We start from the raw sequence: 21275 nt of genomic DNA on the forward strand, positions 1-21275 counted from the left end.
TTACGGCTCCTCGGGAGTGGGGTGGGTGGTGCTTGCTGCTGCGCAGTCTGCTGCCCCGGCCGGGCGCACGGGGCCGAAACCCTCGGTATCCGTCCGGCGGACGACCAGTTGCCGGTCGGGGGTGAGCCGTACGACGAGGTGGCGGCGCCAGTTCTCGTCGTCGCGCTCGGGCCGGTCCTCGCGCCAGTGGCAGCCGCGGGTCTCCTCGCGCTGCCTGGCCGCGGCGACCAGCACCCGGGAGACCAGGAGCAGGTTGGTGACCTCCCAGGCCTCGACACCGGGCACCGCGAGCTTCGGCTCGGCCGCGCCGGCCTTCAGGAACGCGCTGCGGTGCAGGTCCTCCAGCTCGTCGGCGGCGGTGGCGAGGCTGTCGGCGGAACGCAGGACGCCGGCGCCGCGGGTCATGATGCGCTGGATCGTGCCCCGGGCCTCGGGCGCCAGCAGCGGCGAGGTCACCGGGTGCGGGACGACGGCCTCGGCGCCGGCGCGCGGGCGGTCCGCGACGATGTCGGCCGCGATGCGCTCGGCGAACACCAGTCCTTCGAGGAGCGAGTTGGAGGCCAGCCGGTTGGCGCCGTGCACCCCGGTGCAGGCGACCTCGCCGCAGGCGTACAGGCCGGGGACCGTCGTACGGCCCCGCAGGTCGGTGCGGACGCCGCCGGAGGCGTGGTGCGCGGCCGGGGCGATGGGGATCGGCTCGGTGACCGGGTCGATGCCGTGCGCCCGGCAGGCCGCCAGGATGGTGGGGAAGCGCTGCTCCCACATCTCGGCGCCGAAGTGACGGGCGTCGAGGTACATGTGCTCGGTGTCGTGCAGCTGCATCTGGCGGATGATGGCCTTGGCGACGATGTCGCGCGGGGCCAGTTCCGCCAGTTCGTGCTGCCCGACCATGAAACGCGTGCCGTGCGCGTCGACGAGGTGGGCGCCCTCGCCCCGTACCGCCTCCGACACCAGGGGCTGCTGGCCCTCCGAGCCGGCGCCGAGGAAGAGGACCGAGGGGTGGAACTGGACGAATTCGAGGTCCGAGACCTCCGCGCCGGCCCGCAGCGCGAGTGCCACGCCGTCGCCGGTGGAGACGGGCGGGTTGGTGGTGGCGGAGAAGACCTGGCCCATGCCGCCGGTGGCGAGGACCACCGCGGGGGCGTGCACCGCGCCGACGCCGTCGTGCTGTCCCTCGCCCATGACGTGCAGGGTGACGCCGGCCGTACGGCCTTCGGCGTCGGTGAGCAGATCGAGGACCAGGGCGTTCTCGACGGTGTGCAGGGCGGCCGAGCGGACGGCCTCGACCAGGGCGCGGGAGATCTCCGCGCCGGTCGCGTCGCCGCCCGCGTGGGCGATGCGGCGGCGGTGGTGGCCGCCCTCGCGGGTCAGCGCGATGTCGCCGTCGTCCGTGGTGTCGAAGTGCGCGCCGATCCCGATCAGCCGCCGCACCGCGTCGGGGCCCTCGGTGACGAGCGTGCGCACCGCCGCCTCGTCGCACAGGCCCGCGCCCGCGACCAGGGTGTCGTCGAGGTGCTGCTCGGGGGTGTCGCCCTCGCCGAGGGCCGCGGCGACGCCGCCCTGGGCCCAGCGGGTCGAGCCGTCGTCGAGGCGGGCCTTGGTGACGACGACGGTGGCGAGGCCCGCGGCGGCGCAGCGCAGTGCGGTGGTGAGGCCGGCCACGCCGGAGCCGACCACCACCACATCGGCGTCGATGGACCAGCCGGGGGCGGGGGCGGTCAGCCGTATTCCGGTCACGTGGTGGCTCCGAAGGTCAGCGGGATGTTGTCGATGAGCCGGGTGGCACCCACCCGGGCGGCGACGGCGAGCACCGCGTCGCCGGCGGTGCGGTCGTCGGGGAACTCGGTGAAGTCCGCCGGGTCCACGAGGGCGACGTAGTCGAGTGCGAGCGGGGGCTGCTCGGCCGCCGCGTCGTCCAGGACGGCGCGGGCGGCGGCGCGCACGGCGGCCGGTCCGCCGTCCGGCCTGGCGCGGGCGACCGCCTGCGCGTCGGCGGCGAGCCGGGCCTCGCCGAGCCGGATGAGCCCGGCGGCCCGGTCCTCGCTCGATCCGCCGGACAGCGCGCGGGCGTGCAGCGCCTGCTGGGCGGCGAGCCGGTCGCGGGCGGCGAACAGGGCCCGGGACAGCGCGAGGGCGGTGTGGCGCTCGTGCGCGTCGAGGAAGCGGTTGCGGCTGGAGAGCGCGAGGCCGTCGGGCTCCCGGGCCGTCTCCACCCCCACGATCTCCACGGGGAAGTTCAGATCGCGCACCATGCGGCGGATCAGCGCCAGCTGCTGGGCGTCCTTCTGCCCGTAGAACGCGAGGTCGGGGCGGGTCAGGTGGAGCAGCTTGGCGACGACGGTGAGCATCCCGTCGAAGTGTCCGGGGCGCGAGGCCCCTTCGAGCCGCTCGCCCATCGGTCCTGCCGAGATCCGGACCTGCGGTTCCCCGCCGGGGTAGACCTCGTCGGCGGACGGGGCGAAGACGGCGTCGCCGCCGGCCGCGCCCGCGAGGGCGAGATCGGCGTCGAGGGTGCGGGGGTAGCGGTCGAGGTCGGCCGCCTCCCCGAACTGGAGCGGGTTGACGAAGACGGTGACGACGACCTGACCGGCCGGGCCGACGACCGCGCGGGCGGCGCGGATCAGCGAGGCGTGGCCCTCGTGCAGGGCGCCCATCGTCATCACGACGGCGCGCTCGGGCCGGGCGCGGGGTGCGTCGGCCGTGCCGGCGGCGGTCGCGGCCGGGGTGTACGCGTCGAGCTCGGCGGCGGTGCGGAGCAGCGTGGCGGCGGGGTCGGTCATCGGGACTCCTCCGGTCCGGCGGTGCCGGTGCGGCCGCCATCGGTACGGCCGCCGTCGGCCAGGACGCCGAGCAGGTCCTCGGCGAGCTCCGGCTTGAGCATGCCGTGGGCGAGCGCGCGGTCGGCGGTGGCGCGGGCCATCGCGACGTATCCGGCCACGGTCTGCGGGGCGTGGGCGCGCAGCTCCCCGATGTGCGCGGCGACCGTGCCGGCGTCGCCGCGGGCGACCGGGCCGGTCAGGGCGGCGTCACCGGAGCGCAGGGCGTTGTCGAGCGCGGCGCCGAGCAGCGGGCCGAGCATCCGGTCGGGGGCGGTGACCCCCGCCGTGCGCAGCAGCTCCATCGACTGGGCGACCAGCGTGACCAGGTGGTTCGCGCCGAGGGCGAGGGCCGCGTGGTAGAGCGGGCGGGACTCCTCCGCGATCCACTCGGGTTCGCCGCCCATCTCGATGACCAGCGCCTCTGCGGCGAGCCTCAGCTGTTCGGGGGCGGTGACGCCGAAGGAGCAGCCGGCCAGCCGCTGGACGTCCACGGAGGTGCCGGTGAACGTCATCGCCGGGTGCAGGGCGAGCGGCAGGGCGCCGGCCCGCAGCGCGGGGTCCAGCACCTTCGTGCCGTACCGCCCCGAGGTGTGCACGATCAGCTGTCCGGGCCGGACCGCGCCGGTCTCGGCGAGGCCCTCGACGAGGCCCGGCAGGGCGTCGTCGGGCACGGTCAGCAGGACGAGCTCGGCGCGCGCCAGGACCTCTGCGGGCGTCACCAGGGGGACATCGGGGAGCAGGGCGGCGGCGCGGCGCACCGAGGCGTCGGAGACGCCGGAGACGGCGACCGGGCGGTGTCCCGCCAGTCGCAGGGACGCGGCGAGTGCGGGGCCGACGCGGCCCGCGCCGACGACGCCGACGGTGAGACGGGCGGGGCGGTCCCTCGCGTCGAGGGGCTCCTTGGGGGCTGTTGCGTTCACGCGGCAGTGGCCTTCCGTTCCAGTCCGCGGGGGGTACCGGACGATTTCTCTGCATGCTACGCCAGCGTTTCGTCCGGCTCCCGACTGTCCACAGGCTGTGGGAAACCCGGCTGGTCGGGCCGCTCCGACAGGGGGCGGACGGGGGTTCGAAATAACCCGTGGGCGGGAGCCCGGTTCTGCGTGATGATCGTCCCATGGCAGACATGAACGAGCAGGCGCGCGACGAAGCGGCGGACGAGGCACCGGGCCCGGACGGGCCCCAGGACGCGGGCCACTTCCAGCGGATCCGACGGATCACCGCGTGGCAGCGGGCCGAGCGGACCCTGTGGCGGGCTCCGATGGACCGCTCACTCGGCGAGCAGCTGGCCGTGCTGGCCGCCGACGCCGGCACGCTCACCGACCTCGGGCAGCCCGCGGACATCTACGGCGGGGGCGTGGTCGCCGAGCTGGAGCAGCGGATCGCCGAGGTGCTCGGCAAGGAGGCGGTCGCGTTCTTCCCGACCGGGACGATGGCGCAGCAGGCCGCGCTGCGCTCCTGGGCGGGGCGCACCGGCAACCCGACGGTGGCGCTGCATCCGCTCGCCCACCCCGAGATGTACGAGCGCGGCGCGCTGTCGGTGGTGAGCGGGCTGCGTACCGTCCACCCGACGTCCGAGCCCCGGCTGCCCACGGCGGACGAGATCCGCGACTTCGAGGAGCCGTTCGGCACCCTGATGCTGGAGCTGCCGCTGCGGGACGCGGGCTTCGTCCTGCCCACCTGGGAGGAGCTGGAGGCGGTGGTGGCGGCCGCCCGCGAACGCGATGCGGTGGTCCACTTCGACGGGGCGCGGCTGTGGGAGTGCGCGACGCACTTCGGGCGGGAGCTGCCGGAGATCACGGCGCTCGCGGACAGCGTGTACGTGTCGTTCTACAAGACCCTCGGCGGGATCTCCGGGGCCGCGCTCGCCGGTTCCACCTCGCTGATCGAGGAGGCCAGGACCTGGCGGCACCGGTACGGGGGCCAGCTCTTCCAGCAGTTCCCGGCGGCGCTCTCCGCCCTGAGCGGCCTGGAGCAGGAGCTGCCGAAGCTGCCGTCGTACGTGGCCCACGCGCGGGTGGTGGCGCAGGCGCTGTCCGAGGGCTTCGCGGAGGCCGGTGCCGGGTGGTTCCGGGTGCATCCCGACCCGCCGCACACGCACCAGTTCCAGGTGTGGCTGCCGTACGCGTCCGACGTCCTGACGGAGGCGTCGGTGCGGCTGGCGGAGGAGACCGGCACGGCGCTCTTCCGCATGTGGCAGCCGGCCGGCGCCGGGCCCCCCGGGATCTCCTGCACGGAGGTCACCGTGACCGAGTCGGGGCTGACGTGGACGGCGGCGGACGTGAAGGCGGCCCTGGGCGACTTCCTGAAGCTGGTGGCCGAACAGGAGCGGCTCGCCCGGCAGAAGTAGCGGCGCGCCCGGCGGGCCGCCGATTGACGCCGGCCGTCAATCGGGTCCCGGCCCGCCGCGCTCACCCCGCACCATGGAGGGGTGAGCGTGACCATCGACATCACGGGGCTGGACCCCGGGCGCATCGTCTTCGAGACCTCCCCCCTCACGGAGCTGGGGCTCGCCCTGCACGCGCTCTCCGAGCCGGGGCACCACCCGGGGCTGCACGGCTGGGCGACGGCCACCGCCACGGCCCTGGAGCCGGACCTCGCCGACCGGCTGCACGAGGCGGACTTCCTGTGGCGGAACACCTTCTCGGACGTCTTCATGCCGTTCGCGGGGGTCCGGGGCGGCGACGGCAGGACGGGCGCCTGCCTCGCGGAGGACCTGGACGTCCTCGACCGGCTGGACGACGAGCGATTCGTCGCCGCGGCCCTGGAATTCACCTGCGCCGCCCTGTACGGGGCCGGCGCGCCCTCGCCCCTCGTCGACGCCGGGATGCGCGCCCGCGCCCTGGACATGGCGGCGACGCGCGGCCCGCAGCAGGCGGAGTTCACCCAGCGGCTGCTGACCGACCCCGCCTCCGTGCGCCGCTGGGTCCGGCGGCTCTTCGAGGACTGCGACCGGGCGTTCTTCGCGGACACCTGGCGGCGGACGCGGGTCCAGCTGGTGGCCGACGCCCGGCACAAGACGGATCTGCTGCGGCACAAGGGGATCGGCGAGGCGCTGGGCGCGGTGTCCACCGCGGTGTCACTGGACGCCGCCGGGGACCGGATCCACATCGACAAGCTGACCGAGGGCTCGACCGACGCCACCGACCCGGCCGTGGGCCCCGGGATCACGCTCATCCCGACCAGCCTGGGCTGGCCGCACCTGACGGTGCTGCACGCGCCGGGCTGGCGCCCGGTGATCCACTACCCGGTGCACCGGCCCGAGCTGCCCTCCCCCGCCTCCGTCGAGCTGCTCCAGCTGCGGATGGAGGCGCTGGCCCACCCGGTGCGGATGCGGCTGTGCCGCAACATCGCCCGCTCCCCGTACACGACCGGGGAACTCGCGGAGACGCACGGCATCACCTCACCCGAGGTCTCCCGCCATCTCACGGTGCTCAAGAGGGCCGGTCTGATCACGACCCGGCGGCGCGGCCGGTACGTACTGCACCAGCTGGACCTGACCGTCGTGGCGCGGCTCGGCAGCGACTTCCTGGAGGGCATCCTGCGCTGAGGGCCCGCCCGCGCTCAGCGCGCCCCGCCGCCGGCGCGCACCAGCCCGGTCTCGTAGGCAAGGACGACGACCTGCACCCGGTCGCGCAGGCCGAGCTTGGTCAGGATGCGGCCGACATGCGTCTTCACGGTCGCCTCTGAGAGCACCAGCCGCGCGGCGATCTCGCCGTTGGACAGGCCCTGCGCCACCAGCAGCATCACCTCGCGCTCCCGTTCGGTGAGCTTGGCGACGTCCTTGTGGCGCGGCTCGGCCGTGCTGCTCGGCAGCATCGGGGAGAAGCGGTCGAGCAGCCGGCGGGTGGTGGACGGCGCGACGACCGCGTCACCGCTGTGCACGGAACGGATCGCGGCGAGCAGCTCGCCCGGCGGCACGTCCTTGAGCATGAAGCCGCTGGCCCCGGCCTTCAGCCCGGAGAACGCGTACTCGTCGAGGTCGAACGTCGTCAGGATGAGCACCTTGGGCGCGTCGGGCTGCGCGCAGATGCGGCGGGTGGCCTCGACGCCGTCCAGCCTCGGCATCCGCACATCCATCAGCACGACGTCGACCGCGGTGGACCGCAGGTTCTCGATCGCCTCCGCGCCGTCGCCGGCCTCCGCGACGACCTCCATGTCCGGCTGCGCGGCCAGCACCATCCGGAAGCCGGTACGCAGCAGCATCTGGTCGTCGACGAGCATCACGCGGATCGCCATGGGGTCTCTGTCTCCTGTTTTTCGTTCTGCGGTAGGTCCTCGGTGGGCGGGGACGGCCGGGCCGTCTTCGAGAAGTCCTAGTCGGCCGGTTTGAGCGGCAGCAGCGCGCTGATCCGGAATCCGCCGCCGGGGCGCGGCCCGGCGTCCAGCGTGCCGCCGACCATGCCGACCCGCTCACGCATGCCGATCATCCCGTGGCCCGCGCCGTCGGCGCCGCCGTCCTCGTACAGTTCGTGCGCGGCGCCCCGGCCGTCGTCCTCCACCAGCAGGCCGAGGCCGTCGTCGAAGTACACCAGCCGCACACTGGCCCCGGCGTTCGGGCCCCCGTGCTTGCGGGTGTTGGTCAGCGCCTCCTGCACGATGCGGTACGCGGTCAGCTCGACGCCGCTGGGCAGCGGGCGCGGCGTGCCCTCGATCTTGAAGTCGACGGCCAGACCGGACTGCCTGACCTGGTCGACCAGGTCCTCGATCTGCTCGACATCGGGCTGCGGGACGTACTCCCCGCTCTCCCGCACGTCTCCGGTCCGCAGCACACCGAGCAGCCGCCGCATCTCCGCCAGCGCCTGCCTGCCGGTGCTGGAGATGGTCTCCAGCGCCTGCCGGGCCTGATCGGGCGCCGCGTCCATGACATAGGCGGCGCCGTCGGCCTGCACCACCATCACCGAGACGTTGTGCGCGACGACATCGTGGAGTTCGCGGGCGATACGGGCCCGCTCCGCGGCCACTGCGACCTTCGACTGCGCCTCGCGCTCCCGCTCCAGCCGGGCGTTGCGCTCCTCCAGCTGGTCGAAGTAGGCCCGCCGGGTCCGCATCGAGTCACCGAGCACCCAGGCCAGCACGAACGGCACCGTCATCACGACGACGATGAACCCCTTCTGCGCCCAGCTGCCCGGCTCCTCGTTCGGCCAGCGGAGCTGGGAGAGCCCGGCCGCGCACAGGCTGCACGTCAGGGCGAGCCGGGACGCCCAGCGCTCCCCGACGGTGGCCACGGTGAAGGTGATCACCAGCATGGCGAAGTTCGCGGTGGTCGGCCTGACCCCGAACACCAGCTGGACGACGCCCATCGCGATGGCGAGCAGCAGCATCTTCTCGGGTGCGCGGCGGCGCAGTGCGACGACGACGCTGAGGCCGATGACGACCGGCACCACGGCGAAGCGCTCACCGCTGCCGCGCCCGACACCGCCCGCCACAATGGTCATGCCGGAGAGCCCGAGGAGGAAGACAGCCCAGAAGCCGTCGACGCCCGTCGGGTGTCTGCGGATGAAATCGTAGAGGCGCTGCACGTAACCCAGCGTAGGGACAGCCGACGGGTGCATGGGTCAGCCAAAGGGCCGATCCGGGTCCGGAGACCGTACTCCCCAAGGTGGAGACTTGGATATGTGACGGATGACTGGCGCGGGTGGCAGGAGGCGGCTGAGACCGCTTTGTACGGGGACGGGGGGTTCTACCGGAGCCCCGAAGGGCCCGCGGGTCATTTCCGTACCTCGGTGCACGCATCCAGGCTGTTCGCCGCGGCCGTCGCCCGGCTGCTGGTCAGGACGGCCGGCGAGCTCGGGACCGGTTCGGTGGACCTGGTGGACCTGGGGGCGGGGCGCGGAGAGCTGTTGACGGGAGTGCTCGCCGCGCTCCCGGCGGAGGGCGGCGACGGTCTCGCGGTACGGGCGTACGCCGTGGAGCTGGCCGCGCGCCCCAGCGGTCTGGACCCACGGGTGGAGTGGTGCGCGGAGCCCCCGCGCGGCGTGCGCGGGCTGCTGTTCGCCAACGAGTGGCTGGACAACGTGCCGACGCCGGTCGCCGAGACGGACCGGGACGGCGTCGACCGCTACGTGCTGGTCCGGCCGTCGGACGGTGCGGAGCGGCTGGGCGAGCCGGTGAGCGGGGCCGACGCCCGGTGGCTGAGCCGCTGGTGGCCGTCGGCCGGACCGGGCGGCCGGGCGGAGATCGGCCGCCCGCGCGACGAGGCGTGGGCGCGTGCGGTGTCCACACTGTCCGGCGGGCTCGCGGTGGCCGTGGACTACATGCACGTACGGGAGGCGCGGCCGCCCTTCGGCACGCTGACCGGCTTCCGGGCGGGGCGCGAGGTGCGGCCGGTGCCGGACGGCAGCTGCGACCTCACCTCCCACGTGGCGCTGGACGCCTGCGCGGCGGCGGGCGGCCCGGCCGCGGAGATCCGCACCCAGCGCGAGGCGCTGCACGACCTGGGCATCAGCGGCGGGCGCCCGCCGCTGTCCCTGGCGTCGAGCGACCCGGCCGGCTACGTACGGGCCCTGGCCGGGGCGGGTGAGGCGGCGGAGCTGACGGCGCCCGGCGGCCTGGGCGGCTTCGGCTGGCTGACGCAACGGGTGAGGCTCCCTTCGGGAGCGCTGCCCCCGCACCCCACGGCGCCGCCTGCCGCAGGGATACTGTCGGCATGACGGAGACCACAGTCGGCATCGGCGGCGCGGCGGAGAGCACCGACATGGTGCTCAACATCGGCCCGCAGCACCCCTCCACCCACGGCGTGCTCCGGCTGCGGATCGTCCTGGACGGCGAACGCGTCCAGCAGGCAGAACCGGTCATCGGCTACATGCACCGCGGCGCGGAGAAGCTCTTCGAGGCCCGCGACTACCGGCAGATCGTGATGCTCGCCAACCGCCACGACTGGCTGTCGGCGTTCTCCAACGAGCTGGGCGTCGTGATGGCCGTCGAGCGCATGCTCGGCATGGAGGTCCCGGAGCGCGCGGTCTGGACCCGCACCCTGCTGGCCGAGCTGAACCGGGTCCTCAACCATCTGATGTTCCTCGGCTCGTACCCGCTGGAACTCGGCGGGATCACCCCGGTGTTCTACGCGTTCCGGGAGCGCGAGGAGCTCCAGGCCGTGATGGAGGAGGTCTCCGGCGGCCGGATGCACTACATGTTCAACCGGGTCGGCGGCCTCAAGGAGGACCTCCCGGCGGGCTGGCTCGGCCGCGCCCGGGAGGCCGTCGCCTCGGTCCGGTCCCGGATGGACGTCTACGACAAGCTGGTGCTCGGCAACGAGATCTTCCGGGGCCGTACCCGCGGGGTGGGCGTGCTCTCGGCGCGGGCCGTGCACGCGTACGGGGTGTCCGGGCCGATCGCCCGCGCCTCCGGCGTCGACTTCGACCTGCGGCGGGACGAGCCCTATCTCGCGTACGGGGAGCTCCAGGACACCCTGAAGGTCGTCACCCGCACCGAGGGCGACTGCCTGGCCCGGTTCGAGTGCCTGCTGGACCAGACGCACAACGCCCTGGACCTGGCGGACGCCTGCCTGGACCGGATGGCGGACCTGGCGCCCGGTCCGATCAACCAGCGGCTGCCCAAGGTGCTCAAGGCCCCCGAGGGCCACACCTACGCCTGGACCGAGAACCCGCTCGGCGTCAACGGCTACTACCTGGTGTCCAAGGGCGAGAAGACCCCGTACCGGCTGAAGCTCCGCTCGGCGTCGTTCAACAACATCCAGGCGCTCACCGAGCTGCTGCCCGGCACCCTGGTCGCGGACATGGTCGCGATCCTGGGCTCGCTGTTCTTCGTCGTCGGTGACATCGACAAGTAGCCCGGCCCGCGCGGCGGGAGGCCCCTGCCCCCGCCGCTACGAGATCGCGCTGCGCAGCTCCGCGACGTCCAGCTGTTCCGTCTCGTCGTGCGCGGTCAGGTCGATGACCTTGCCGACGGCCCGGTTGTCGGCCGCGCCCGTGCGGTGCGCGGCGAGTGCCTCCTCGCCCACCACATCGGCGAGGTCCTCGTTCTGCACGGACTCGATCGCTGCGTGCGCCTTCTGCGTACCGAAGAAGTCGAAGCTTCCCTGCGGCACCAGATGGCGGCGGGCCGCTGCGTACGGGACGACCGCGCCGGCGGCCGGCGCCGCGCTCTGGGCACTCTGGACGGGCAGTGCCCTGGGCGGCCGGGGCGGCGCGGGCACGGCGGCCGGGCGGCGGTGCTGCCCGTCGTCCGTCGTGGCCCCGGTGTGCGCGGCCGCCGCGTGCTTCCCCTGCCGCTCCTGCGCCTGCCGGGCCCGCTCCGCGAGAGCGTGCTTCCTGGCCTGCTCGGCGGTGCGCCGTGCCTTCTGGAGCGCCCCGTTGCGCGTGAGGTCCTCCAGCGCCTGGGCGGCGCGCAGATATCCGGCTGCTGTCGGGGTGCTGCGCGCGGCGGGCAGTTCGCGGGGCGGCGCGGCCGCCTCCAGGGCGAGCTGCCGGCGGCTCTCCAGCACACTGGCGCGTTCGGTCTCGGCGTTGGCGTACCGCCGCAGCAGTGCGGCGTGCTCGCCGCGGAGCCCGGCCAGTTCGACGCGCTTGCGGCGCAGCTTCGTCTCCAGGCGGGCGCGCAGTTCGCGCGACTCGTCCAGATCGGCCTCGATCTCCGCTACGCGTTCCTCGGCCCGCCACTCGTCGCCGGCGCGGGCGCGCGTCAGCTCCGCGACGCGACGGCCCGCCTCCCGGTCCCAGCTGCGCATCAGATACGCGCCGGTGAGGGCGGCGGCCGCCGCGGCGGCGACCAGCGCGCGCAGGACCAGGGGGTCGGCGGGCAGCCAGGCTGCCGCGGCACAGAGGACAGAGGCTCCGGCCACGACCGAGGGCGGAAGGATTCTGTGCAGAGGTGGCGAATGGCGATGGCGTCCACGTGGCATGGCCTGAAATTTACCGTGCGTACGGCCTGCTTGGGGGGCCGCCCGGCAATCTGTTCCCCGCCGGTTACCTGACGGCCCCTAAAACAACTGCTTCCGCTCCCGTACGCGGGCCTTCCCTACTTCTTGATCAGGCCTTTCGACCGAAGGTATTCCTTGGCCGCGTCCTCGGGCTTGGCGCGCTCGGCGTCGACCTTGCGGTTCAGTTCCGCCAGGTCCTGGGTGGTGAGTGCGCCGGTGAGCTTGCCGAGCGCGTCGGCGATGTCCTGGGCGCCCGCGTCCTTGGCATTGACGACCGGCAGAACGTTGTCCGCGTTCTGCAGCTTCTTGTCGTCCTCCAGGAAAACCAGGCCGAAGCTGTCCAGCACCGCGTCCGTGGTGGTGGTGAGGACCAGTTGGTCCTTGCCGTCCTTGACCGCCTGCTTGGACTGCGGGGTGCCGACTCCCTTGGGGTCGATGCCGGTCACATCGATGCCGTACGTCTTCTTCAGTCCGGGCGCGCAGAACGCCCGCACCTCGCACTCGTCACCCGCCGCGATCTTCACCTCGACCTTGGAGGCGCCGAGATCGGAAAGCGTCGTCAGCTTGTTCTTCGCGGCGAATTCCTTGGTGACCGCGAAGGCGTTCTGGTCGACCGCCTTGCCGGCCGGCAGGACCTTCAGTCCGCGCGGAGTGGCGAGCTTCTTCAGGGCGGCGACGGTGGCCGCGGTGTCGCCCGACGCGAGCGGCTTCTCCTCGGCCGCCTTCGCCCCGTTCACCTTGGCGTTGAGGAATTCCGTGATCGTCGCCGCGTATTCGGGTACGACGTCGATCTCGCCCTTCTCCAGGGAGGGTTCGTACAGTTCGCGGTTCTTCACCGTGGTGACCGAGGTGCTGTATCCGGCGTCGGCGAGGATCTGCGCGTACAGCTCCGCGAGCACCTTGGACTCGGTGAAGGCGGCGGCGCCCACGACGAGCGAGCCCTTCTTGGCGGAGTCGTCGCCGCCGGCCGGGGCACCCTTGTCCTTCTCCAGGCTGTCACCGCCGCAGGCGGCGAGCGAGCCCGCCAGCGCGACGATGCCGATGACCGCGCCGGCTATGCGCGAGGTCTTGCTCATGTTGTTCTCCGTCCAGGGCAACAGGGCCATATGCGATATGCGAGGTCGGTCAGGAAAGCGGGCCGGGCTCACGCCGTCCGGCGGCGGCGAACCGGCGACAGCACCCGGTCGAGGGCGACCAGCACCGTCTCCACCAGCAGGGCGAGCACGGCGACCAGCAGGGCCCCCGCGACCACCTGCGGGGTGTTGTACGTGTTGAAGCCGGCGGTGATGATCCGGCCGAGACCGCCCTGGCCGACCATCGCGGCGATCGTCGCCGTGGCGACCACCTGGACCGCGGCCGAGCGCAGCCCGGTCATGATCATCGGGTAGGCCAGCGGCAGTTCGACGCGGACGAAGAGCTGGGGGCCCGACATCCCCATCCCGCGTGCGGCCTCCGTCACCGAACGGTCCACCTCGGTCATCCCGACGTAGGCGTTGGTCAGCAGCGGCGGCACGGCGAACAGCACCAGGGCGATGATCGTCGGCACATAGCCGCTGTTGCGCAGCGGCGAGACCATGAAGAGCGCCAGCACCGCGAAGACCGGGACCGCCCGCCCCACATTGGAGATGTTGACGGCCAGCGCGCCCCCCTTCCCGATGTGTCCCAGGAAGAGCGCGATGGGCAGCGCTATGGCACAGGCCAGGGCGAGCGCCACCCCGCTGACGTACAGATGCTCTCCGAGCCGGTGGGACACCCCGCTCTCCCCCGACCAGTTGGCGCCGGTGGTGAGCCAGGTCCAGGCCTCGCCGAGAACTCCCATGGGTCAGACCGCCTTCGCCGTGCCGGCCGCGTCCACGGCGTCGTGGGTCCTTGATATGCGGGTCCACGGGGTCAGCAGCCGCTGCACACAGAGCAGCAGCAGGTCCGCGACGACCGCGAGCAGTACGCAGAGCACCGAGGCGGCCAGCACCTGGGCCTTGAAGAAGCTCGGCAGGGCGTCGTCGATGAGGTTGCCCAGGCCGCCCCGGCCGACGATCGAACCGATCGTCGTCAGCGCGACCGTGGAGACCGTCGCGATCCGTATCCCGGCCATCAGCGCGGGCATCGCGAGCGGCAGCTCCACCTCCCACAGCAGCCTGGCGGGCCCGTAGCCCATGCCGCGCGCGGCCTCCTTCGCCTCCTCGGGCACCGCTTCCAGTCCCGCCAGGATGTTCCGCACGAGAATGGTCAGCGAATACAGCACCAGTCCGGTGACGACCAGCGCCGCGGAGAGCCCGAAGAGCGGCAGCAGCAGCGAGAACATCGCGAGCGACGGCACGGTGTAGAGGACCGTGGTCAGCCCGAGCACCGGTCCGGCGAAGCGGCGGCTGCGACGGGCGAGCAGGGCCAGCGGGAATGCCACGGCGACCCCGATCGCCACCGAGACGGCGGTGATCCAGATGTGCTGGACCGTGGCATCGGTCAACTCCTGGCTGCGGGAACGGAGATACTCCCCGCAGATCCAGTCGTTCGTCACCAGGCAGTTCTGTGCGGCCATCTTGTCCCCCACTCCCGATCGCCCACTCGTACTGATGTCCGGCGAGCCTATCCTCGACCACTGACAATCACGGAAGCCGTTGTATTCCAGCAACATGTCCTTCACAAAACACGCGCCACAATGGGGAACCATGATCCGTTTCGAGCACGTCACCAAGCGGTATGCGGACGGCACCACCGCCGTCGACGATCTTTCCTTCGAGGTCGCCGAGGGTGAACTCGTCACGCTCGTCGGGCCATCGGGGTGCGGCAAGACGACCACCATGAAGATGGTCAACCGGCTGATCGAACCGACCGAGGGCCGGATATTCCTCGACGGGGACGACATATCGGCCATCGACCCCGTCCAGCTGCGCCGGCGTATCGGCTACGTGATCCAGCAGGTCGGTCTGTTCCCGCACAGAACGGTCCTGGAAAACACCGCGACCGTGCCCCATCTCCTCGGCTGGAAACGCGGAAAGGGCCGCGAACGCGCGGCGGAACTCCTCGACCTGGTCGGACTCGATCCTTCCGTTTATGGCGACCGATATCCGGAACAGCTGTCCGGTGGCCAGCGCCAACGCGTGGGCGTGGCAAGGGCGCTGGCCGCCGACCCGCCCGTACTGCTGATGGACGAGCCTTTCGGCGCGGTCGACCCGGTCGTCCGGGAACGGCTGCAGAACGAATTCCTCAAGCTTCAGGCACAGGTCCGCAAAACAGTGCTGTTCGTCACGCACGACATCGAGGAGGCCGTCCGTCTCGGCGACCGCATCGCCGTCTACGGACAGGGCTCGATCGAGCAGTTCGACTCTCCGGCCACCGTGCTCGGCGCCCCCGCCACCGGTTATGTCGCGGACTTCGTCGGCGCGGACCGCGGCCTCAAGCGGCTCTCGGTCACCCCCATCGAGGAGAGCGACCTCGACCAGCCGCCGGTCGTCCACCTCGACGACCCGCTGGCCACGGCCACCGAACGGCTGCGCGCCGAGGGGGCGCGCTGGGCCGTCGTGCTGGACGGCGACGACCATCTGCACGGCTGGATCCCGGCCGGTGACGCGCTCACCGCCACCAAGGGCACGGTCCGGGAGCACGCCCGCCGGATGGAGGCCTGGCTGCCCGTCGGCGCCCCGCTCAAGCAGGCGTTCGCCACCATGCTCCAGCACGACGCCGGCTGGATCGCGGTCATCGACAAGGAGGGGGAGGGCCGGTTCCTGGGCGTGCTCACCCCGGCCCGCCTCCATGAGGCGCTGCGCCGGTCGATCGACGCGGACGACCGGGCCGTGCCGCGCGCCGAGGTGGCCGTGGAGAGCGTGGCGAGCGTGACCAAGACCGCGGGGCTGTGAGCGCGCGCCCTCGGGTCACGCGGCCCCGTGAGAGCCCGGACGCGGCCCGGCCCCGGCCGGGTCAGTTCTCGCTGAGCCTGCTGCTCAACCACTCCAGGGCGGCGGGAATCTCCCGGCGCCAGGTGTTGAAGTTGTGCCCGCCACTGCCGAGCACGATCGACGAGGCCTGCGCGGGCGCCTTCACCTTGGCCAGGAACTTCTTCGTGTCGGCGTAGTTCGCCTCGCCGTGGCGGGAGGTCGTCACCAGGAAGGACGAGTCGGGCATCGGCCGGTGGTCCAGGGTCCACAGCAGGTCGGCGTGGTCACGCGCCCGCTGGTCGCCGTGGAAGAGGTCACCGGTCGTCGGGTCCTCTGCCGCCTTGTAGTACGCGGAGAGCCCCGCGCTCGCCGTGAAGCGGTGCGGGTAGTGCAGCCCGAGCTTCAGTGCGCAGTAGCCGCCGGTGGAGTTGCCGATGACGCCCCAGTTGCGGGCCCGTTTGCCGACCCGGTAGCCGGCCGAGATCGCCCGCGGCAGGTCCTCCGCGAAGAACGTCTCGGTCTGCGGTCCGCCCTTTATGTCCACGCACTCGGTGTCCCTCGGCGGCGCCAGCGTCGGCCGGAGCATCACCAGGATCATCGGCTGCGACCGCCCGGATTTCACCTGATCGAGTGCAGTACGTGGGTACCGCAGCCCCTTGAGGAGGTTCTCCGAAGTGCCCGGGTAGCCCGTGAGCACCACCACCGCGGGGAACTTCCGCCGGGCGTACGCCTCCTGGAAGTACTCCGGCGGCAGATACACGTACGCCGAGCTCTCGATCCCGGAATGCCGCCCCGCGATGACGACCTTGTCGATCCGGCCGCCCCTGGTGGCCAGCGATCCGCCCGGCACATCGGGCCGCTGCGTCCCCACCCGGACGATGTTCTTCGCGGCCAGGGTCCCGGCGGCACGGTCGGTGACCACGCCCAGATCCTGCTTCTGGCCGAACAGGTCCGCCCAGGAGCCGTAGAAGAGGAACGTATTGTTGGCCATCAGGCCGACCGAGGCGAAGACCGCCACCTGGGTCGCCAGAAGCAGGCCGACCCTGCCGAACACCATCGGGACACTGCGCCGGGCGAACCGCGGCCAGAGCCAGATCGTGACGGCGAACAGCACGACGGCCAGCACGATCGCCAGGATCAGCACTGCGTTGCCGGTAAGGCCCATGACGGTTGAACTTTCTTGTCAGGAAATTTCCGGGATACGGGTGAACCCGCCGCCCGGAAGGCTCGTCCTAGAGGTCGCACATCGTCCGCAGCGCTCCGGCCGACGGACTCCAAAGAATCTCTCGCGGAACCACGGGAAACGATGTCTGTCACGCTAGATGGGGATAAATCGGGATCGGTTCCGAATAGCGCACGCACGTTCGTGCGCGGACCGCGCCCCGAATCCGTACCGGTGCTCGTCGGCACCGCCTGCACCGTAGTCGGTCTGATCGACGTCGCCTCCGGGGTCTTCCCGCGCTTCCGGCACAGCCGGATGCACACCCTCGCCGAGGTTCTTCCCGGCGCCCTCGGCCCCTTCGCCGCCGCGCTCTCCCTGAGCGTCGGCATCCTGCTGCTGCTCCTGGCCCACGGCCTCAAGCGGCACAAGCGACGGGCCTGGCGGGCGGCCGTCGTGCTGCTCCCGGCCGGCGCGCTCTCCCAGTTCGTCTACCGGCACTCGGTGCTGGGCGTACTGGTCTCCCTGACGCTCTGTTACCTGCTGGTACGCCACCGGAGTGAATTCGCCGCGCTTCCCGACCCGCGCAGCCGTTGGCGGGCGCTGGCCAACTTCGTCCTGCTCGGCGCGGGTTCGCTCGGCCTCGGCCTGGTCATCGTCAGCGTCCACCCCGGCCGGCTGGTCGGGAACCCCAGCATCGCCGACCGGCTCCAGCACGTGCTGTACGGCCTGTTCGGCTTCGAGGGACCCGTCGAGTACGCCGGTGTCACCTCCTGGACCGTGGCCTACTCGCTCGGCGCGCTCGGCCTGCTGACCGCCGTCACCACGATCTACCTCGCGTTCCGCCCCGAACATCCTGCCGCCCGCCTCACCGAGGACGACGAGGCCCGGCTGCGCACACTGCTGGAGCGGCACGGCCGACGCGACTCGCTCGGCCACTTCGCGCTCCGCCGCGACAAGGCCGTGGTGTTCTCCCCCAGCGGCAAGGCCGCCGTCTGCTACCGCGTGGTGTCCGGGGTGATGCTGGCCAGCGGCGACCCGATCGGTGACGTGGAGGCCTGGCCGGGCGCCATCGAACGCTTCATGGACGAGGCCAGGGCCCATTCCTGGACGCCGGCCGTGATGGGCTGCAGCGAGACCGGCGGCGAGGTCTGGACCCGCGAGACCGGACTCGACGCCCTCGAACTGGGCGACGAGGCGGTGGTGGATGTCGCGGATTTCTCCCTCGCCGGACGTGCGATGCGCAACGTACGCCAGATGGTGAAGCGCATTGAGCGCGGCGGGTACGCGACCCGGGTACGGCGCGTGGCCGACATCGGCGAGGCCGAACTGGCCCGCATCCGGCGGGCCGCGGCCGACTGGCGCGGCACCGACAACGAGCGCGGCTTCTCCATGGCGCTCGGCCGGATCGGCGACGGCGCCGACGGGGACTGCTTCATCGCCACCGCCCACAAGTCCGACGAGCAGAGCGCCGATTCCCCGTACGGCGACCTGAAGGCGGTGCTCCACTTCGTCCCCTGGGGCACCGACGGCATGTCCCTGGACCTCATGCGCCGCGACCGCGCCGCCGACCCCGGGATGAACGAACTGCTGATCGTCGCGTCCCTCCAGGCCGCGCCGCGGCTCGGCATCACCCGCGTCTCGCTGAACTTTGCGATGTTCCGCTCCGCGCTGGCCCGCGGCGAGAAGCTGGGCGCCGGACCGGTGCTGCGGATCTGGCGCGGCCTGCTGATCTTCCTGTCGCGCTGGTTCCAGATCGAGTCGCTGTACAAGTTCAACGCCAAGTTCCGGCCCCGCTGGGAGCCCCGTTTCGTGGTCTACCGCACCGCCCGCGACCTGCCCCGGATCTCCCTGGCGGCCATGCAGGCCGAGGGGTTCGTCAGCTTCGCGCTCCCCCGCCCGCTGGCCCGCAGGCTGCCGGGCGGCGGACGGCGTCCGTGCGCGCACACGCCTGCCACCACCGGGGAGCACGGCGTCCACGCGGCGTGAGCGGCCCCCGGGCGGGCCTACGCTGGTCGTATGAGTACGTTGCGTGGACGAGGCACGGTCCAGGGCCTGCCGGAGTGGGACCGCTGCGCGGTCATGGGTGTCGTCAATGTGACCCCCGACTCCTTCTCCGACGGGGGCCGCTGGTTCGACACCACGGCGGCCGTCAAGCACGGTCTCGACCTGGTCGGGGAGGGCGCCGACCTGGTCGATGTCGGCGGTGAGTCGACCCGCCCCGGCGCCAGCCGGGTGGACGAGTCGGAAGAGCTGCGCCGGGTGGTCCCGGTGGTCCGCGGACTGGCCTCGGAAGGGGTCACGGTCTCCGTGGACACCATGCGGGCCCGGGTCGCCGAGCAGGCCGTCGACGCGGGAGCGGTCCTCGTCAACGACGTGAGCGGCGGACTCGCCGACCCGGACATGGTCCCGGTCGTCGCCGCCGCGGCGGTGCCCTTCGTCGTCATGCACTGGCGCGGCTTCAGCGAGTCCATGAACAGCCGGGCGGTGTACGGGGACGTCGTCGCCGAGGTCGTCGAGGAGCTGCGGATCCGGATGGACGCCGTGGTCACGGGCGGTGTCGCGGCCGAACGGATCGTGATCGACCCCGGTCTCGGCTTCGCCAAGGACGCCGGCCACGACCTGTCGCTCATCGCCCGCCTGGACGCGCTGCACGCCCTGGGCCGCCCGCTGCTGGTCGCCGCCTCCCGGAAGCGGTTCCTGGGCCACGTACTGGCCGGAACGGGCGCCGCCCCGCCTCCCGCCCGCGAGCGCGACGCGGCCACCGCCGCGATCTCCGCACTTTCCGCCCGTGCCGGCGCCTGGGCCGTCCGGGTCCACGAGGTACGGGCCACCGCGGACGCCGTACGCGTCGCCCGCGCCGTCGAGGGAGCCGCGTGAACGAGTCGCAGGACGAGCACGCCGACGCGGCCGCCGACATCGAGGCGGTCGAGCAGGCCAACACCGCGTTCTACGAGGCGATGGAACGCGGGGACCTCGACGGGCTCACCGCGCTCTGGCTGCCGGGCGAGGACCTCACCGTCTCCTGCGTCCACCCCGGCTGGCCGGTGCTCACCGGCCGCGGCGAGGTGCTGCGCAGCTACGCCCTGATCATGGCGAACACCGAGTACATCCAGTTCTTCCTGACCGACGTCGGGGTCTCCATGACGGGCGACACCGCCCTGGTCACGTGCACGGAGAACATCCTCAGCGGCGGTCCGGCCGAGGAGGGCAGCTCGCTGGGGCCGCTCGTGGGACAGCTGGTGGTCGCCACCAATGTGTTCCGGCGCACTCCGGACGGCTGGAAGCTCTGGTCCCACCACGGCTCGCCCGTACTGGCCGAAACCAGCGAGGACGAGGACGAGGACTCCCCCTCCTGAATGGGTACAACCCCGGTGAGGGCTCGAAAAGCAGCTCCCAGGGATTCGAATCGGACACATCGGGGTATCAGCGGCTACCAGCCCCGTGCGGTCCGCCGTGGCCCCCACGGGCGAGCGCTGTCGGTGCTCGCAGGTAGATTCCCATGAGGGCAGGACGCCGCCCGCACGCGGCCCGTGCCCCCTACGACCAACAACAGCAGGAGTGATTCGCGTGGATCGTGTCGCGCTGCGCGGCCTCAAGGCCCGTGGGCACCATGGCGTCTTTCCCCGGGAACGGGAAGAGGGACAGACGTTCATCGTGGACCTGGTGCTCGGCCTCGACACCCGTCCCGCGGCAGCCGCCGACGACCTGACGAAGACCGTGCACTACGGCGTGGTCGCGGAAGAGGTCGTCGACGTCGTCAAGGGCGAACCGGTCGATCTGATCGAGACGCTCGCGGAGCGCATCGCCCAGCAGTGCCTCAAGCACGAAGGAGTCGAGGAGGTGGAGGTCGTGGTGCACAAGCCGGACGCGCCCATCACGGTCCCCTTCGACGACGTCACCATCACCATCACCCGGAGCCGAGCATGACTGCATTTTCTACCGAGGGGCAGAGCGACCCGACCGTACAGCCGGTTCCCGCCTCCGTGGTCGAGCAGGTGGACGCCGCGGACATCACCCTCTCCAACCCGAAACGCGCCGTGCTCTCCCTGGGCTCCAATCTCGGCAACCGCCTGGAGACCCTCCAGGGCGCCATCGACGCCCTGGAGGACACCCCCGGCCTCCGGGTCAAAGCGGTCTCCCCGGTGTACGAGACGGAGCCGTGGGGCGTCGAGGCCGGTTCCCAGCCGTCGTACTTCAACGCGGTGGTCGTCGTGAAGACGACGCTGCCGCCGTCCTCCCTGCTGGAGCGCGGCCAGGCGATCGAAGAGGCCTTCGACCGGGTCCGCGAGGAACGCTGGGGTCCGCGCACCATCGACGTCGACATCGTGGCGTACGCCGATCTGGTCTCCGACGACCCGTTGCTCACCCTCCCGCACCCGCGGGCCCGCGAGCGCGCCTTCGTCCTCGCCCCGTGGCACGACGTCGATCCCGCGGCCCAGCTGCCCGGCGTCGGCCCGGTCGCCGATCTGCTGGCAGGTGTCGGCCGCGGCAGCGTACTGCCCAGGGCCGACCTGGAACTCCGGCTGCCCGAGTAGTCGTTAGGC

Annotated in this window: 20 protein-coding genes; 10 read left to right on the forward strand and 10 right to left on the reverse strand. The window is 72.2% G+C overall.

The annotated features are described in order from the left end of the window. The 3 genes from ACIQM0_RS26195 to ACIQM0_RS26205 are packed head-to-tail and all read right to left on the reverse strand — an operon-like array spanning position 1 to position 3739. Positions 1-1737, reverse strand: coding sequence for an L-aspartate oxidase (locus ACIQM0_RS26195; RefSeq protein WP_401290933.1), 1737 nt, complete (start codon positions 1735-1737; stop codon positions 1-3). Next, positions 1734-2780, reverse strand: a complete 1047-nt coding sequence (gene panC / locus ACIQM0_RS26200) for a pantoate--beta-alanine ligase (protein ID WP_401290936.1) — start codon at positions 2778-2780, stop codon at positions 1734-1736. Before panC ends, ACIQM0_RS26195 begins: the two co-directional genes overlap by 4 nt. Beyond that, positions 2777-3739, reverse strand: a complete 963-nt coding sequence (locus ACIQM0_RS26205; protein ID WP_401290939.1) for a Rossmann-like and DUF2520 domain-containing protein — start codon at positions 3737-3739, stop codon at positions 2777-2779. The genes panC and ACIQM0_RS26205 overlap by 4 nt, the downstream gene beginning before the upstream one ends. 194 nt (positions 3740-3933) lie before the next feature. Between ACIQM0_RS26205 and ACIQM0_RS26210 the strand changes: the two genes are divergently transcribed. Both ACIQM0_RS26210 and ACIQM0_RS26215 read left to right on the forward strand, forming a co-directional pair. Next, positions 3934-5166, forward strand: a complete 1233-nt coding sequence (locus tag ACIQM0_RS26210) for a threonine aldolase family protein (RefSeq protein WP_401290942.1) — start codon at positions 3934-3936, stop codon at positions 5164-5166. Between the two features lie 87 nt (positions 5167-5253). After that, complete coding sequence (locus ACIQM0_RS26215) at positions 5254-6366, forward strand: DUF5937 family protein (protein WP_401290945.1); 1113 nt, start codon at positions 5254-5256, stop codon at positions 6364-6366. Positions 6367-6380: 14 nt separating this feature from the next. On the opposite strand, the gene ACIQM0_RS26220 is transcribed toward ACIQM0_RS26215, so the two are convergent. Beyond that, a complete protein-coding gene (locus ACIQM0_RS26220; protein ID WP_401290948.1) occupies positions 6381-7055 on the reverse strand; it encodes a response regulator in 675 nt (224 codons plus the stop codon). A gap of 77 nt (positions 7056-7132) precedes the next feature. Beyond that, positions 7133-8338, reverse strand: coding sequence for a sensor histidine kinase (locus ACIQM0_RS26225; protein ID WP_401290950.1), 1206 nt, complete (start codon positions 8336-8338; stop codon positions 7133-7135). Positions 8339-8434: 96 nt separating this feature from the next. Here ACIQM0_RS26225 and ACIQM0_RS26230 point away from each other — a divergent pair, with 96 nt between their 5' ends. Together ACIQM0_RS26230 and ACIQM0_RS26235 are read left to right on the forward strand one after the other, a co-directional pair. Next, complete coding sequence (locus tag ACIQM0_RS26230; protein WP_401290953.1) at positions 8435-9469, forward strand: SAM-dependent methyltransferase; 1035 nt, start codon at positions 8435-8437, stop codon at positions 9467-9469. Further along, positions 9466-10608 (forward strand): NADH-quinone oxidoreductase subunit D, encoded by a 1143-nt coding sequence (locus ACIQM0_RS26235; RefSeq protein WP_401290955.1) that lies wholly within the window; start codon positions 9466-9468, stop codon positions 10606-10608. Before ACIQM0_RS26230 ends, ACIQM0_RS26235 begins: the two co-directional genes overlap by 4 nt. Positions 10609-10644: 36 nt before the next feature. Here the strand turns inward: ACIQM0_RS26235 and ACIQM0_RS26240 are convergent, their stop codons facing one another. The 4 genes from ACIQM0_RS26240 to ACIQM0_RS26255 form a co-directional block, all read right to left on the reverse strand. Further along, the gene (locus ACIQM0_RS26240; RefSeq protein WP_401290958.1) at positions 10645-11679 is read right to left on the reverse strand and encodes a hypothetical protein; all 1035 of its coding nucleotides are present in this window, start codon (positions 11677-11679) and stop codon (positions 10645-10647) included. A gap of 116 nt (positions 11680-11795) precedes the next feature. After that, entirely contained in the window at positions 11796-12773 is a 978-nt protein-coding gene (locus ACIQM0_RS26245; RefSeq protein ID WP_401290960.1) for an ABC transporter substrate-binding protein, read from the reverse strand. A 68-nt stretch (positions 12774-12841) separates the two neighbouring features. After that, the gene (locus ACIQM0_RS26250) at positions 12842-13516 is read right to left on the reverse strand and encodes an ABC transporter permease (RefSeq protein ID WP_363029541.1); all 675 of its coding nucleotides are present in this window, start codon (positions 13514-13516) and stop codon (positions 12842-12844) included. A gap of 3 nt (positions 13517-13519) precedes the next feature. After that, the gene (locus tag ACIQM0_RS26255) at positions 13520-14233 is read right to left on the reverse strand and encodes an ABC transporter permease (protein WP_363029539.1); all 714 of its coding nucleotides are present in this window, start codon (positions 14231-14233) and stop codon (positions 13520-13522) included. Between the two features lie 130 nt (positions 14234-14363). Here ACIQM0_RS26255 and ACIQM0_RS26260 point away from each other — a divergent pair, with 130 nt between their 5' ends. Next, a complete protein-coding gene (locus ACIQM0_RS26260) occupies positions 14364-15551 on the forward strand; it encodes a betaine/proline/choline family ABC transporter ATP-binding protein (RefSeq protein WP_363029537.1) in 1188 nt (395 codons plus the stop codon). A gap of 61 nt (positions 15552-15612) precedes the next feature. On the opposite strand, the gene ACIQM0_RS26265 is transcribed toward ACIQM0_RS26260, so the two are convergent. Then, positions 15613-16734: an alpha/beta hydrolase gene (locus ACIQM0_RS26265; RefSeq protein ID WP_401290964.1), complete on the reverse strand. Its 1122-nt coding sequence runs from the start codon at positions 16732-16734 to the stop codon at positions 15613-15615. 141 nt (positions 16735-16875) lie between these two features. Here ACIQM0_RS26265 and ACIQM0_RS26270 point away from each other — a divergent pair, with 141 nt between their 5' ends. The 5 genes from ACIQM0_RS26270 to folK all read left to right on the forward strand — a co-directional run bounded on the left by ACIQM0_RS26270 (position 16876) and on the right by folK (position 21266). Next, positions 16876-18717, forward strand: a complete 1842-nt coding sequence (locus ACIQM0_RS26270; RefSeq protein WP_401290966.1) for a phosphatidylglycerol lysyltransferase domain-containing protein — start codon at positions 16876-16878, stop codon at positions 18715-18717. Positions 18718-18810: 93 nt separating this feature from the next. Beyond that, a complete protein-coding gene (gene folP / locus ACIQM0_RS26275; protein WP_401291337.1) occupies positions 18811-19608 on the forward strand; it encodes a dihydropteroate synthase in 798 nt (265 codons plus the stop codon). Continuing rightward, positions 19605-20087 carry a nuclear transport factor 2 family protein gene (locus ACIQM0_RS26280; RefSeq protein ID WP_363029531.1) on the forward strand — a complete coding sequence of 161 codons (483 nt, stop codon included), beginning with the start codon at positions 19605-19607 and terminating at the stop codon, positions 20085-20087. Before folP ends, ACIQM0_RS26280 begins: the two co-directional genes overlap by 4 nt. A 211-nt stretch (positions 20088-20298) precedes the next feature. Beyond that, positions 20299-20658: a dihydroneopterin aldolase gene (gene folB, locus ACIQM0_RS26285; protein WP_024493348.1), complete on the forward strand. Its 360-nt coding sequence runs from the start codon at positions 20299-20301 to the stop codon at positions 20656-20658. Beyond that, on the forward strand, positions 20655-21266 hold the full coding sequence (gene folK, locus ACIQM0_RS26290) for a 2-amino-4-hydroxy-6-hydroxymethyldihydropteridine diphosphokinase (protein WP_401290969.1): 612 nt from the start codon (positions 20655-20657) through the stop codon (positions 21264-21266). Before folB ends, folK begins: the two co-directional genes overlap by 4 nt. Positions 21267-21275: the final 9 nt, after the last annotated feature.

This window comes from Streptomyces sp. NPDC091387 (assembly GCF_044756945.1).
In the GTDB taxonomy this organism is placed as follows: Bacteria; Actinomycetota; Actinomycetes; order Streptomycetales; family Streptomycetaceae; genus Streptomyces.

What these genes read in the sequence shown, in the direction of transcription:
- ACIQM0_RS26220 (WP_401290948.1), bottom strand. Translation starts at nt 7,055, where the DNA reads ATGGCGATCCGCGTGATGCTCGTCGACGACCAGATGCTGCTGCGTACC.
- folP (WP_401291337.1), top strand. Translation starts at nt 18,811, where the DNA reads ATGGGTGTCGTCAATGTGACCCCCGACTCCTTCTCCGACGGGGGCCGC.
- panC (WP_401290936.1), bottom strand. Translation starts at nt 2,780, where the DNA reads ATGACCGACCCCGCCGCCACGCTGCTCCGCACCGCCGCCGAGCTCGAC.
- ACIQM0_RS26250 (WP_363029541.1), bottom strand. Translation starts at nt 13,516, where the DNA reads ATGGGAGTTCTCGGCGAGGCCTGGACCTGGCTCACCACCGGCGCCAAC.
- ACIQM0_RS26245 (WP_401290960.1), bottom strand. Translation starts at nt 12,773, where the DNA reads ATGAGCAAGACCTCGCGCATAGCCGGCGCGGTCATCGGCATCGTCGCG.
- ACIQM0_RS26255 (WP_363029539.1), bottom strand. Translation starts at nt 14,233, where the DNA reads ATGGCCGCACAGAACTGCCTGGTGACGAACGACTGGATCTGCGGGGAG.
- folK (WP_401290969.1), top strand. Translation starts at nt 20,655, where the DNA reads ATGACTGCATTTTCTACCGAGGGGCAGAGCGACCCGACCGTACAGCCG.
- ACIQM0_RS26210 (WP_401290942.1), top strand. Translation starts at nt 3,934, where the DNA reads ATGGCAGACATGAACGAGCAGGCGCGCGACGAAGCGGCGGACGAGGCA.
- ACIQM0_RS26265 (WP_401290964.1), bottom strand. Translation starts at nt 16,734, where the DNA reads ATGGGCCTTACCGGCAACGCAGTGCTGATCCTGGCGATCGTGCTGGCC.
- ACIQM0_RS26235 (WP_401290955.1), top strand. Translation starts at nt 9,466, where the DNA reads ATGACGGAGACCACAGTCGGCATCGGCGGCGCGGCGGAGAGCACCGAC.
- ACIQM0_RS26240 (WP_401290958.1), bottom strand. Translation starts at nt 11,679, where the DNA reads ATGCCACGTGGACGCCATCGCCATTCGCCACCTCTGCACAGAATCCTT.
- ACIQM0_RS26270 (WP_401290966.1), top strand. Translation starts at nt 16,876, where the DNA reads ATGTCTGTCACGCTAGATGGGGATAAATCGGGATCGGTTCCGAATAGC.
- ACIQM0_RS26260 (WP_363029537.1), top strand. Translation starts at nt 14,364, where the DNA reads ATGATCCGTTTCGAGCACGTCACCAAGCGGTATGCGGACGGCACCACC.